A 13,759-nucleotide genomic window follows, 5' to 3' on the forward strand; every position below is an offset into this window, starting at 1 on the left:
TCCGCAATAGCTTAGTTATTAAAAATTATTAAATTAAATTTGGTAAACCAATTTTAATATTAAGAATATGAAGTTAGAAAGTATCACCAAATTAGAAAACAAAAGTGTAGTTAACACTATTCTATTGCAGATTAAAGAATTAATTAATCGTAAAAACCTAGAACCTGGAGATAAATTACCGTCTGAGAGAACACTTTCAGAAAAATTTGAAGTAACAAGAAGCACTATTAGAGAAGCTATTCAGAAACTAGAATTTTACGGAATATTAATATCAAAACCACAAAGTGGAACATTTGTAGCCGATATTGGTGCAATTGCCATGAACGGAATGATAGATGATATTGTTAAACTAGATGAACCAGATTTTAAATCGTTAGTAGAAATGAGAATTCTATTAGAATTAAAAACGGTTAGGCTAGCTGCATTAAGAAGAACAGAAGAAGATTTACAAGAAATAAAAAAAGCATTGGATGCCTTTACAGCAAAAGCAATGAAAGGCGAAGATGCTGTACAAGAAGATTTATTATTTCACTTAGCCATTGCTAAAGCAACAAAAAATTCAGTGATGAACACTTTTATGCTAAGCATTACACCAGAAATTATTACAAACTTTAAAAAATATCATGTTTGTGATGACGACACCCCTGAAATGCGTATACATGAACATCAGGAAATTTACAATGCTATAAAAGATCAAAACTCAAAAGAGGCTAAAGAAAAAATGAAAATTCATTTTAAAGAACTCTATCAATATTGTTACAATATTGATTAATTAAACTAATACATGAAAATTAAAGGACTTAGATGGTGGATAATTGGGTTAGTATGTTTAGCCACAATTATTAATTACATAGACAGAGCTGCACTAGGAATTATGTGGCCTGCTATGAAAAATGATTTAGGAATGACCGAAGAAGATTATGCCTGGATCATAAATATTTTTACCATAACATACGCAGCAGGTAAATTTATTTCAGGAAAAGTATATGATAAAGTAGGTACTAAAATTGGTTTTGTACTTTCCATTTTTTTTTGGTCATTAGCATCAGTCCTTCATTTTTTCGCAAAAAGTGCAGCATCATTAGGTATTTTTAGAGGTTTATTAGGGGTTGCCGAAGCTGGTAACTGGCCTGGAGCTGTTAAAAACAATGCCGAATGGTTTCCTGTAAACGAAAGAGCAGTTGCTCAAGGTATTTTTAATGCCGGTGCCGCAATTGGCTCAATAGTAGCCGCACCAACCATTTCTAGCCTTTTTGAGGGCTTTGGTTGGAAAATTACCTTTATTATTATTGGTACTTTAGGATTTATATGGATTATTCCTTGGTTAATATTCAACAAAAGCTTACCAAATAAACATCCTTGGATTACCGAGGATGAAAAACAACATATTATTGAAGGCAGACACGCATCTAAAAAAGATTTAGAGAATAGTAAAAGCCTTAAAGTAATTGAAATTTTATCATTTAAAGAATCTTGGGGGGTTATCGCTGCTCGGTTTTTTATTGAACCTATTTGGTGGTTGTTTGTTTTTTGGATGCCTATTTACCTCAACAATGAATATAACTTCAACGTAAAAGAAATTGGTTACTATGCCTGGTTTCCTTACGTAGGTGCTGGTATAGGAAGTATTGTTGGAGGTTGGTATGCTAAAAAGCTATTAAAATCTAATTCTGTAGATAAAGCTCGTAAAAAAGTGGTAAGCATAGGTGCTGCAATCATTTTTGTATCTATTATCATCACTATTTTTTACGCAGATACCCCAGAAAAATTTGTATCATTTGTGTTTCTAGTACTGTTCGGATTCCAATTCGCAATTAGTAACATTCAAACAATTCCAAGTGATTTATTAAGCGGAAAATCAGTAGGTACACTTGCAGGTTTAGCAGGGAGTTTTGGCGCTGTTTCTGTAATTATCATGAACTGGCTTATACCTAAAATTACGGTAAACTCATACCAACCAGCATTCATCATTTTAGCTGTATTGGCTCCGCTATCGGTATTATCTATCTACACATTAATCAAAGAAATTAAACCTATAAATAATAAATAATAAAGTACAAAATGGAGAACTCAAATCAGAAAGTAGCAATAGTAACAGGAGCCACAGGAGGTATTGGTTTTGAAGTAGCTAAAAGATTATGTAAAGACGGCTACAATGTTATTTTAAATGGAATAGATCATGAAGCAGGAGCTAAAAGAGTGGATGAACTTACCGCAGAAGGTTTAAAAGCTGAATATTTAGGTTTTGATGTTACTAATGAAGATGCTGTAACAACTAACATTCAAAAAATTGGTGATAAATATGGTAAAATAGATGTATTGGTGAATAATGCAGGTGGATTAGGTGGTAGATCTCGTTTTGAAGATATGACTACTGAATTTTACAGAAGTGTTATGGCATTAAATTTAGATTCTACTTTTTTTGCCTCAAGAGCTGCAATTCCCTATTTAAAAAAAGGAGAAAATCCTACAATTATTAACTATACATCTAATGCAGGATGGAATGCAGGTGGACCAGGCGCAGGTATTTACGGTACTTCTAAAGCAGGTGTTCATGCTATAACAAGAGCTCTTGCAAAAGATTTAGCGGAATATGGAATCCGTGTAAATGCAGTGTCTCCAGGTACTATAGATACACCTTTTCATGCTCAAATTAAATCTACAAAACCAGAAGTATTTGCCTCTTGGAAAAACAATATTTTATTAGGTAGATTAGGTCAACCAGAAGAAGTTGCTGCTGTTGTTTCTTTCTTAGCAAGTAAAGACGCTTCTTTTATTACCGCTGAAACAATTCAAATTGGTGGTGGTCAAGCATTAGGAATTTAATTTTTTAATTTTAAATGAATAAAGTAGTTTCTTTTGGTGAGATAATGTTACGCTTATCTACCGAACGACATTTACGATTTTCTCAAGCAAAAACATTCGCCGCCTCATATGGAGGTGGCGAATTTAATGTTGCCGTATCATTAGCCAACTATGGAGTTAACGCTAATTTTGTAACTAAAATACCTGCTAATGACATCGGTGAATGCACAATTAAAGAAATGCGTAAATTAAATGTTGGTTTAGATAATGTAGCATACGGTGGTGATCGTTTAGGGATTTATTTTTTAGAAACTGGTGCTGGTACAAGAGGTAGTAAGGTAGTATATGATAGAGCATATAGTTCTTTTGCTACCATGAATGATAATGATTTTAATTGGGATGAAATTTTAAAAGATGTCACTTGGTTTCATTGGAGTGGAATTACTCCAGCAATATCTGAAACTGCCGCAAAACAATGTCTTAAAGCCATACAAACAGCTCATAAATTAGGCATTACAATTTCATGTGATTTAAATTACCGTTCTAAACTATGGAATTATGGTAAAGAACCTCATGAGGTAATGCCAGAATTATTAAAATACAGTAATATTATTTTAGGTGATATAGATACCGCTTATTTTATGTTAGGTAAAAATAAAGTTCAACCTAATTACCAACATAAAGATTCTTTACCAACATTATATGATGCTTTATTTGCTATCTGCCCTAATTTACAAATAGTAGCTACTACACTACGTTATACCGTAAGTGCTTCTCATCAAAGAATAGGCGGAATTCTTTACAATGGGGCACAAGTGTATAATGCTACTATTAAAGAAGTAACTCCGGTAGTTGATAGAGTTGGTAGTGGTGATGCTTTTATGGGCGGACTTATTTATGGTTTATTAAGTTATAAACAAGATTTTCAAAAAGCTTTAGATTTTGCTGTAGCAGCTTGTTGCTTAAAGCACACAATTTCTGGAGATTATAATTTAGTTACTGTTGAAGAGGTTGAACAAATGATGCTTGGAGAAGCAACAGGTAAAGTTTCTCGATAATTATGATAACACTAAGGCAAATATCTAACATAACAGGGTTCTCTGTTTCTACGGTTTCCAAAGCTTTAAATGATGGTATTGATGTTAGCCTGGAAACAAAAAAATACATTCAAGATATCGCTATCCAAAATAATTATGTTCCTAACAAAGCAGCTATTTCTTTAAGAAAAAACAAAACCAATATAATAGCAATCATACTACCGCAAGTTAACCTTGGAATTTATGGTGAAATATTGTTCATTATGCAAAAATTAGCCTCAAACTATGAGTATAGAATTATGATATTTCAATCGCTAAGCGATGAGTGTAGAGAACAAAAATGCTTAAAAGAAATTAATGATGGTAGCGTAGATGGTGTTATCGTAATTTCATCAAAAGAAAATAAAAAAAATTATCAACCAACAATACCAGTATCGTATTTAAAAGTGGTTGATGATAATTTAGACGATTTAAAAAAACAATGTATCAATAACTTTAATCAGTTATTAAATAAAATAGCTTAATGGCACAATTTACTAGAATACAAGTAGCAGAAACAATGAAAAAAACGGGACTTGTTCCCTTATTTTATAACAACGATATAACCATTAGTAAAGAAATATTAAAAGCTTGTTACAAAGGAGGTGCTCGTTTGTTAGAGTTTACTGCTAGAGGTGATTTTGCCCATGAAATATTCTCAGATTTAGTAAAATATGCCAATAAAGAGTTACCCGAAATGATTATTGGTGTGGGATCTGTTACCGATGCCGGTGCAGCATCATTGTATATGCAATTAGGAGCTAATTTTATTGTAACTCCTGTATTTAGAGAAGATATTGCTTTGGTTTGTAATAGAAGAAAAGTTTTGTGGTCTCCTGGTTGCGGATCACTTACTGAAATTGCTAGAGCTGAAGAAATGGGTTGCGAAATTGTTAAACTATTTCCAGGCGGTATATACGGCCCTAACTTTGTAAAAGGTATCAAAGGCCCTCAACCCTGGACTTCAATAATGCCTACTGGCGGTGTTTCACCTACAAAAGAAAGTTTAACTGAATGGTTTAGCGCTGGTGTTACTTGTGTAGGAATGGGTTCTAAACTTATTACTAAAGATATAATAACTCATAAAAACTATAAACAACTAGAGATAAACATAAAAAACGTATTAAATATTATAGAAAATATAAGAACTTAAATTATGTGTTTCTTTTACAGTTCAGTACTTTTAAAACCTTAATTTTAATGACTGAATGATGCAATACAAACCTGTTTTATATATGCTAGTAAGTGCAATATCTTTTGCTTTTATGAATGCTTTGGTAAAACACTTAACCAATTTTAGCGTATATCAAGTAGTTTTTTTTAGGTCAATAGGCACATTAGTTTTTACCTCGGTTTTTATTGCTAAAAATAACATCTCCTTTTTAGGAAATAATAAAAAACTGTTAATTGCCAGAGCTTTTTTGGGAGTTGTATCAATTACCTGTTTTTTTGAATCTTTAAAATATTTACCTGTTGGCACATCAGTGTCATTAAGGTACACCTCGCCTATTTTTGCCGCTATTTTTGCTCTTTTTCTATTAAAAGAAAAAATTAAGTTAATACAATGGTTATTATTTTTATTAGCTTTTTTAGGAGTACTTATTATAAAACAATTTGGTGGAGGTTTACACGAAATTGGTTTGCTTTTAATAATAATATCTGCTATTACTCTTGGCTTTATATTTGTTTTAATAAGAAAAATGGGTAGTACAGAAAATCCGTTAGTTATTATAAATTATTTTATGCTTTTTGCTTTTATTTTTGGCGGAATAATGAGTGTTAGTAACTGGCAAAACCCAACTAGTAACGAGCTTATTTTACTCTTAAGCTTAGGTGTTCTTGGTTACATTGGTCAGTATTATATGACAAAAGCTTTTCAAGCAAATGAAACCAATATTATTGCCCCGTTAAAATACTTAGAAGTAATTGTAGTAATTATTATTGGAGCTGCCTGGTTTAATGAAATATATAATGTTTGGTCTTTACTTGGTGTACTATTAATTATTAGTAGTTTAAGCTTCAATATTTATGTAAAAAGTAAGAAGCAAAAATAAATGTTAATTTTAGCTAAGAATATTTGTTTTTTTCATTTTAATATTTAGATTTGCTTTCTATTCAATAAAGAAGATATATACATGTTACAAAACGTATGGCAAGGTTTCTATTTTTACTTTTACTATTTCAGTAAGAGAAGAGACTTTGTATATGTAATGTAAATAACATTTAATAATAATATAAATATAAAGTCTCGATAATATCGAGGCTTTTTTTTTGCACTTATATGAAAAAAATAGCCATTCAAGGTATAGAAGGTAGTAACCATCATATTGTTGCTAATGCGTTTTTTAACAAAGATATTTTGTTAGATAAATGCATGTCGTTCGACTCATTAGTAGATAGTGTTATGAGTAAAACAAGTGACAGTGCTGTTATGGCTATAGAAAACTCTATAGCAGGTTCAATAATACCTAACTATGCCTTAATTGATGCTAACAACCTTCATATTATTGGTGAATATTATCTAAAAATAAGCATGAATTTCATGGCTTTACAAGGGCAGTCAATTGAAGATATTAGAGAAGTTTACTCTCACCCAATGGCTTTACTTCAATGTAAAAAATACTTTAAAAGCCTACCACATATTAAGTTAATAGAAGATAAAGATACAGCTGAAGTAGCTAAAAGAATACAAAACAATAAATTAAAAGGAGTTGCGGCTTTAGCAAGTAAAGAAGCAGCAGAAATATTTAATTTAAACATATTAGCGGCAGATGTACAAACCATACAAAACAACGCTACTCGTTTTGTAATTGTTCAAACTAGCAACTCTGCTATTCCATTAAAAGAGATAAACAAAGCCTCTCTTAAGTTTCAGTTAAATCACAAAAGAGGGAGCTTAGCATCTGTATTAAATGTTTTGAGTGATTGTAAATTAAACTTAACAAAAATTCAATCGTTACCTAGAATTGAAACACCTTGGAAATATTCATTTTTTGTTGATGTAACTTTTGATGATTATAAAAACTTTGCAAAAGCAAAATCAATTTTAACCATAATGGCAGAAGATTTAAAAGTATTAGGAGAATATAAAAACGGTAACGTATGATAACATTCGCAAATAGATTACAAACCGTTGAAGAATACTACTTCTCTAAAAAACTAAGAGAGGTTCGTGAGTTAATTGCCAACGGAAAACCAATAATAAACATTGGTATCGGTAGCCCTGATTTAAAACCTCCTAAAGAAGTTTTATCTGCAATTTCTGATAGCCTAACAGATGCTACTGCACATAAATATCAGAGTTATCAAGGACTTCCAGAGTTTAGAGAATCGGTAGCTAATTTTTATCAAAAAAAATATGGGGTAACTATTAATCCTAATTCAGAGGTTTTACCCTTAATGGGAAGTAAAGAAGGCATATTACATATTTCATTAGCTGTTTTAAATGAAGGCGATGAAGTATTAATTCCTAATCCAGGATACCCTACTTACACTTCGGTTACCAAATTAATAGGAGCCCAACCAATTTTTTACAATTTAACAGAAGAAAATAATTACCAACCAGACTTTGAGGCTTTAGAAAAATTAGATTTAAGCAATGTTAAAATGATGTGGGTTAACTATCCACACATGCCAACAGGTACTATAGCCTCTGAAGAAACTTATAAAAACCTTATCAATTTTGCCCAAAAACATGAAATACTTTTGGTTAATGATAACCCATATAGTTTCATTTTAAACAATAATCCTACAAGTATTTTAAGTATCAAAGGAGCTTCAAAGGTAGCGCTTGAATTAAATTCTTTAAGTAAAACTTTTAATATGGCAGGATGGCGTGTTGGTATGTTATTAGGTAATCAAACATATTTACAAGAGGTTTTAAAAGTAAAAACACAAATGGATTCTGGAATGTTTTACGGAATTCAAAAAGGAGCGATAGCTGCTTTAAACACCTCAAATGAATGGATAAACGCTCAAAACAACATTTATAAAAAAAGGCAACAACTAGTTATTCAATTAGCTGAAAAGTTACATTGTACTGTTCACAAAAATGGAGCTGGTATGTTTGTTTGGGCTAAAATTCCAAACGGAAGAAAATCGGAGGTATTTATTGATGAAATTTTACATCAATATAACTTGTTTGTTGCACCTGGTAGCATTTTTGGCAGCCAAGGAGAAGGATTTATTCGTTTCTCATTATGTGTTTCTGAAAACGATATTCAACAAGCCTTAAATAATGTACAAAACTTAAATAGTAGTAGTTAGTATGAATGTATTTGTAATTGGAATTGGACTCATTGGAGGAAGTTTGGTGTTGGATATTAAAAATGAATATCAAAATGCTACTATTTACGGTATTGATAATAGTGAAGAACATTTAAATAAAGCTTTAGCTTTAAATATTATTGATAAAAAAGCCACTTATAAAGATCTTGATATAGCAGATATTGTAATTATTTCTATTCCAGTAGATGTATCTTTGCATGTGATACCTAAAGTATTAGATGGTGTACATGATAATTGCTTGGTATTAGATGTTGGCTCTACCAAAGAATTAGTATGTAAATCTGTAGAAAACCACTCAAAAAGAAGAAATTTTTTAGCAGCTCACCCAATTGCAGGTACCGAATTTTCTGGACCAACGGCAGCTATTAGAAACTTATATAAAGGAAAAACAAATATTATTTGTGAGGTTGAAAAAACAGCTTTTAAATTACAAGAAAAAGCATTAGAAATATTTTCGAAATTAGGGATGCGAATACGTTATATGGATCCAAAATCTCACGACAAACATATTGCTTATGTATCTCATTTATCTCACATAAGCTCTTTTATGCTTGGTAAAACGGTGATTGACAAAGAAAAAAACGAGCGAGATATTTTTGATATGGCAGGAAGTGGATTTGCCTCTACTGTTCGTTTAGCTAAAAGTTCACCAGCAATGTGGACTCCTATTTTTGAACAAAATAAAGAAAATGTTATAGAAACATTAGAAGAATACATTCAAAATCTACAACATTTTAAATTGCTTTTAGCAGAAAATAAATTCGATGCAATATATGCAGAGATGGAAAATACAAATCATATAAAACAAATTTTAAACGGAATTCAAGAAGTTAAACTTCAATAACAACAACAAAAACATGGAAAATAGCAAAGAATTGAGAACTTGGTTAGATAATTTTGGATTAGATCATCCATTAGTAATAGCAGGACCTTGTAGCGCAGAAACAGAAGATCAGTTATTAAAAATAGCACACGAGTTAAAAGAAACAGATACTACGGTATTACGTGCTGGTATTTGGAAACCAAGAACAAGGCCAGGGAATTTTGAAGGTGTTGGAGCTTTAGGATTAAAGTGGTTACAAAAAGCCAAAGCAGAAACTGGTTTGTTAACAGCTACGGAAGTTGCTAATAAAGATCATGTTAAATTAGCTTTAGAACACGATATTGATATTTTATGGATTGGTGCTAGAACAACTGTAAGTCCGTTTATAGTTCAAGAAATTGCTGATGCACTTGAAGGCACAGACAAAATTGTGTTGGTTAAAAATCCCGTAAATCCAGATTTAGCCTTATGGTTAGGTGCTATTGAACGTTTATATACTGCAAACATTAAAAACTTAGGAGTTATTCATAGAGGGTTTTCTACTTATGAGAAAACTCGTTATAGAAACAATCCTAATTGGCAAATTCCTATTGAATTACAAAACCGTTTTCCAGATTTACCATTAATATGTGACCCTTCACACATTGCAGGAAGACGCGATATTATTTTTGATATCTGTCAAACAGCATTAGATTTAAACTTTGATGGTTTAATGATTGAAACTCACTACGATCCTGACAACGCTTGGAGTGATGCAAAGCAACAAATTACACCTGAAACTTTGAAGCGAATGACTGTTGATTTAAAAATTAGAAAAGAAACAGACACAGAGGCTGACTATCAAAATGCTTTAGCAACTTTACGTACTCAAATTGACGTGATTGATCATCAATTAATTGAAACCTTGGGTAAAAGAATGCAAATTGCTGATAAAATCGGAGAGCTTAAAAAAGAAAAAAATGTAGCTATTTTACAAACCAAAAGATGGAATGAAATTTTAGGTAAAATGATATTAGAAGGTGATGAAAGAGGTTTAAGTGAAGAATTTGTTTTACGTATATTTAAAGCTATTCATCAAGAAAGTATTAATCATCAGGAAAAAATAATTAAATCATAAAAAAGCGCCCTATTGGGCGCTTTTTTATTTCTTTTTTGTGTATGATAATCGTCGTGATGCCTTTCTCATTAATTTATTAATTAAATCTTCGGGGCTACTTCCTAAACTACCTCTAACTTTTTTATTGTAATTCCATAATAAAACTCCATCTTCCGCATTATGAACACTCATATTAATGGTAGCTGAATTAGTTGTTCCCCAAAAACCTACTAACAATCCCAATGCTACTGAGGCTCCTTCTGACATTGGTTTATCAGTTTTATAATCTCCACTAATAATAGCATCAACCTCTAATAAATTAGCTAGTTCTTGAGGTGTATATTCTATTAAATTTTCTTGTTTAATGTTGTTCTTTCTTAACTTTGCCATAGTAACATTAGGATCTTGTACTTCAATCGTTTGCATATCCCCTCGTTTTTTTCTTTTTAAAAACCATGAATACATTGCTTTCTGAATACTTTTACCTTCGGCTTTTTCAAGTCTAATTAAATCATCATTAGACATGTTTTTCATTTGATTTTTTCTTAACTTAACCTGTGCATTAAAAGGCAATATAGCTATGCTTTTATGATTTTCAGATATTTGATCAAAACTAGGGTTTTCATACAAATTAGTTTGCCCTATTACATGAAGAGTCAAAAAAAAACTCAATAACAAATAAATCTTTTTCATAATATTTTGATTTTTTAAAATTCAGGAGCGAATATAATGTTTATAATTTTATTATTTCTCATCTTTGTTATATGACAGGAATTGTTTACAAATCTACCGGAAGCTGGTATTGGGTAAAAGCAGATAATACTTTTTATAACTGTAGAATTAAAGGTAAATTTAGAATTAAAGGAATTAAAAGCACCAACCCAATTGCTGTTGGCGACAAAGTAGATTTCACCATAGAGACTAAAAATGATGAAGATACTGGCGTTATAATCAATATACATGAACGTGAAAACTACATTGTTAGAAAATCGGTTAACCTATCAAAACAAACTCATATTTTAGCAGCAAATATAGATCAAGTATTCTTACTTATTACTATTAACAACCCTCCAACATTAACAACTTTTATTGATAGATTTTTAGCAACTGCAGAAGCTTATTCTGTAAAAACTATATTGGTATTTAATAAAATTGATAGTTACAGTATTGATGAAAAAGCAGAAATATTATACTTAAAAGACATTTATGAACCTATTGGTTATAAATGCATTGAAGTTTCTGCTATTGAAAAGAAGAATATAGAACTTGTTAAAAATCTAATGACTGATAAAGTAAGTATGTTTTCAGGACATTCTGGAGTTGGTAAAACTACTTTAGTAAATGCCATAGAGCCTGGCTTAGACTTAAAAACTAAAGAAATTTCTGAGCAACATAAACAAGGGCAACATACAACAACATTTGCTGAGATGTTTGATTTAAGTTTCAACGCTCAGATAATAGATACTCCGGGAATAAAAGGATTTGGAGTGGTTGATATGGAAAAAGATGAATTAGGTGATTATTTTCCTGAATTTTTTGCTTTAAAACAACACTGTAAATTTAATAATTGCATTCATGTTAACGAACCTCATTGTGCAGTTAAGCAAGCTTTAGAAGATGATGAAATATCGTGGTCAAGATATAAAAGCTATCTTCAAATACTAGAAGGAGAAGAAGAAAATTACCGAACAGACATTTGGGATTAAACCTAAACTTATGAAAGCAGTAATTCAACGAGTAAGTCAAGCAAGTGTCACTGTAAATAATCATTGTATTGCAAAAATTAATACAGGACTACTCATATTAATTGGTATAGAAGATGAAGACAATCAAGAGGATATTAACTGGCTATCAAAAAAAATAGTAAACCTTAGAATTTTTAATGATGAAAATGGTGTTATGAACAAATCATTAGTAGATGCTGACGGCGATGCAATAATTGTAAGCCAATTTACACTCCACGCATCAACCAAAAAAGGAAATAGACCAAGCTACATAAAAGCCTCAAAACCAAATACTGCAATACCAATTTATAAAAGTTTTATTAGTAAATTTGAATCTGAGTTAGGTAAAAAAGTACAAACAGGAGAATTTGGAGCAGACATGAAAGTCTCCTTATTAAATGACGGTCCCGTAACAATAATTATTGATACAAAAGACAAAAAATAATTTCCAAGGAAAATAAATTTTAATATATTTGCCATGGAAAATAAATTAAAAACCATTAAATCTCTCATAAATTATGAAAAAAGTAATTTTATTAGTAGCAGTAGTTGCTACAACCTTAATTTCTTGTAAAGGAGAAAAAAAGGAAAAAGTTGAAACTAACGAAGAAGTAAAAGTTGAAGAAACTGTTGCTGAAGTAGCTGAAGCTAAAGTTGACAATGTTGATACAGCTAACTCTTTTTTAACATGGAAAGGTACTAAACCTACAGGTGCTCACAATGGAACTGTTGCCTTAAAAAGTGGATCTTTAGTTGTTGAAAATGGAGAAGTAAAATCTGGAGAATTTATTGTTGACTTAAATGCTATTACTTGTTTAGACATTGAGGACGCTGAAACTAACCAAAAATTAGTTGGTCACTTAAAAGCTGCAGACTTTTTTGATGTTGCTACTTACCCAACTGCAAAATTTGTAATTGCTTCTGTAGAAAACAATGAAGGTAAATTAGCTGTAACAGGAAACTTAACGGTAAAAGATGTTACTAAAAGCATTACAATTCCTGCAACTTTAACAGAAGCTGATGGTGTTTACACTTTTAAGAGTGATACTTTTAACATTGACAGATCTGAATTCAATATTAAGTATGCTTCTAAAAAGTTTTTTGATAACTTAAAAGATAAGTTTATTGATGATTTAGTAGAAATGTCTTTTGAAGTTAAAACTGTAAAGTAATTTCAATTAGAATAAATTAAAAAACCGAGTAGTAATACTCGGTTTTTTTATTTAAATAAAAGCTTCAACTTCAAAGAGGTTTTTAAAATGATGAAGTATTTTTTCTTTAACTTCTGCCATAGGTAATTTTTTACCTAATTCAGCTTCCATTGATGTAACAGCTTTTCCACGAATACCGCATGGTACAATATTATCAAAATACCCTAAATCAGTATTTACATTAAGTGCAAAACCATGCATGGTAACCCACCTACTTGTCCTGATACCCATTGCACATATTTTGCGAGCAAAAGGCGTACCTACTCCAAGCCAAACTCCTGTCTCACCTTCACTTCTTTCTCCTTCTAAACCATACTCAGCAATAGTTTTTATAATGGCTTCTTCTAAAAGTCGTAAGTATTTATGAATATCTGTAAAAAAGTTCTCTAAATCTAGAATAGGATAGCCAACTATTTGTCCGGGACCATGATAAGTAATATCACCTCCTCTATTAATTTTATAAAAAGTTGCTCCCTTTTCTTTAAGTTGATCTTCATTTAGTAACAAATGTGCCATATCTCCACTTTTACCAAGCGTGTAAACATGTGGATGTTCAACATAAAGAAAATAATTTGGTGTAGCTATTTCTGTACCTTCTCTCCTATTTTTTATTTTTAAATCGACAATACTTTGAAGTAACTCGGTTTGAAAATCCCAAGTTTCTTTATAATCTTTTTGATTAAGTTCAATTAAATCAACCTTTTTATTCATATATTTCATTAAATTGCACACAAAAT

The 13,759-nt window shown here is 30.9% G+C and carries 16 protein-coding genes; 14 read left to right on the forward strand and 2 right to left on the reverse strand.

The annotated features are described in order from the left end of the window. Window positions 1-67: 67 nt before the first annotated feature. From ACFQ1U_RS10950 to ACFQ1U_RS11000, 11 genes are all read left to right on the forward strand, one after another. Window positions 68-772 carry a FadR/GntR family transcriptional regulator gene (locus tag ACFQ1U_RS10950; protein WP_386108270.1) on the forward strand — a complete coding sequence of 235 codons (705 nt, stop codon included), beginning with the start codon at window positions 68-70 and terminating at the stop codon, window positions 770-772. 12 nt (window positions 773-784) lie between these two features. Next, window positions 785-2,050 (forward strand): MFS transporter, encoded by a 1,266-nt coding sequence (locus tag ACFQ1U_RS10955; RefSeq protein ID WP_386108272.1) that lies wholly within the window; start codon window positions 785-787, stop codon window positions 2,048-2,050. A gap of 11 nt (window positions 2,051-2,061) precedes the next feature. Beyond that, window positions 2,062-2,826, forward strand: coding sequence for an SDR family NAD(P)-dependent oxidoreductase (locus ACFQ1U_RS10960; protein ID WP_386108274.1), 765 nt, complete (start codon window positions 2,062-2,064; stop codon window positions 2,824-2,826). A 14-nt stretch (window positions 2,827-2,840) separates the two neighbouring features. Beyond that, the gene (locus ACFQ1U_RS10965) at window positions 2,841-3,863 is read left to right on the forward strand and encodes a PfkB family carbohydrate kinase (protein WP_386108276.1); all 1,023 of its coding nucleotides are present in this window, start codon (window positions 2,841-2,843) and stop codon (window positions 3,861-3,863) included. 2 nt (window positions 3,864-3,865) lie between these two features. Then, on the forward strand, window positions 3,866-4,366 hold the full coding sequence (locus ACFQ1U_RS10970; protein ID WP_386108278.1) for a LacI family DNA-binding transcriptional regulator: 501 nt from the start codon (window positions 3,866-3,868) through the stop codon (window positions 4,364-4,366). Continuing rightward, a complete protein-coding gene (locus ACFQ1U_RS10975; RefSeq protein WP_386108280.1) occupies window positions 4,366-5,034 on the forward strand; it encodes a bifunctional 4-hydroxy-2-oxoglutarate aldolase/2-dehydro-3-deoxy-phosphogluconate aldolase in 669 nt (222 codons plus the stop codon). Before ACFQ1U_RS10970 ends, ACFQ1U_RS10975 begins: the two co-directional genes overlap by 1 nt. Window positions 5,035-5,092: 58 nt before the next feature. After that, window positions 5,093-5,935 carry a DMT family transporter gene (locus ACFQ1U_RS10980; protein ID WP_386108845.1) on the forward strand — a complete coding sequence of 281 codons (843 nt, stop codon included), beginning with the start codon at window positions 5,093-5,095 and terminating at the stop codon, window positions 5,933-5,935. A 227-nt stretch (window positions 5,936-6,162) separates the two neighbouring features. Then, a complete protein-coding gene (locus ACFQ1U_RS10985) occupies window positions 6,163-6,987 on the forward strand; it encodes a prephenate dehydratase (protein ID WP_386108282.1) in 825 nt (274 codons plus the stop codon). After that, window positions 6,984-8,147 carry a pyridoxal phosphate-dependent aminotransferase gene (locus tag ACFQ1U_RS10990; protein ID WP_386108284.1) on the forward strand — a complete coding sequence of 388 codons (1,164 nt, stop codon included), beginning with the start codon at window positions 6,984-6,986 and terminating at the stop codon, window positions 8,145-8,147. Before ACFQ1U_RS10985 ends, ACFQ1U_RS10990 begins: the two co-directional genes overlap by 4 nt. A 1-nt stretch (window position 8,148) precedes the next feature. Beyond that, a complete protein-coding gene (locus ACFQ1U_RS10995) occupies window positions 8,149-9,012 on the forward strand; it encodes a prephenate dehydrogenase (RefSeq protein ID WP_386108286.1) in 864 nt (287 codons plus the stop codon). Between the two features lie 13 nt (window positions 9,013-9,025). Beyond that, entirely contained in the window at window positions 9,026-10,108 is a 1,083-nt protein-coding gene (locus tag ACFQ1U_RS11000; protein WP_386108288.1) for a chorismate mutase, read from the forward strand. Between the two features lie 24 nt (window positions 10,109-10,132). On the opposite strand, the gene ACFQ1U_RS11005 is transcribed toward ACFQ1U_RS11000, so the two are convergent. Beyond that, window positions 10,133-10,780: a hypothetical protein gene (locus ACFQ1U_RS11005; protein WP_386108290.1), complete on the reverse strand. Its 648-nt coding sequence runs from the start codon at window positions 10,778-10,780 to the stop codon at window positions 10,133-10,135. A 71-nt stretch (window positions 10,781-10,851) separates the two neighbouring features. Here ACFQ1U_RS11005 and rsgA point away from each other — a divergent pair, with 71 nt between their 5' ends. From rsgA to ACFQ1U_RS11020, 3 genes are all read left to right on the forward strand, one after another. Beyond that, entirely contained in the window at window positions 10,852-11,793 is a 942-nt protein-coding gene (gene rsgA, locus ACFQ1U_RS11010; RefSeq protein ID WP_386108292.1) for a ribosome small subunit-dependent GTPase A, read from the forward strand. A gap of 10 nt (window positions 11,794-11,803) precedes the next feature. Then, a complete protein-coding gene (gene dtd, locus ACFQ1U_RS11015; protein ID WP_386108294.1) occupies window positions 11,804-12,256 on the forward strand; it encodes a D-aminoacyl-tRNA deacylase in 453 nt (150 codons plus the stop codon). A gap of 73 nt (window positions 12,257-12,329) precedes the next feature. Further along, window positions 12,330-12,983 (forward strand): YceI family protein, encoded by a 654-nt coding sequence (locus ACFQ1U_RS11020; RefSeq protein ID WP_386108296.1) that lies wholly within the window; start codon window positions 12,330-12,332, stop codon window positions 12,981-12,983. A 51-nt stretch (window positions 12,984-13,034) separates the two neighbouring features. Here the strand turns inward: ACFQ1U_RS11020 and lipB are convergent, their stop codons facing one another. Further along, window positions 13,035-13,733, reverse strand: a complete 699-nt coding sequence (lipB, locus tag ACFQ1U_RS11025) for a lipoyl(octanoyl) transferase LipB (protein ID WP_386108298.1) — start codon at window positions 13,731-13,733, stop codon at window positions 13,035-13,037. Window positions 13,734-13,759: the final 26 nt, after the last annotated feature.

The organism is Tenacibaculum geojense (assembly GCF_042676005.1).
GTDB classification, from domain to species: Bacteria; Bacteroidota; Bacteroidia; order Flavobacteriales; family Flavobacteriaceae; genus Polaribacter; species Polaribacter geojense.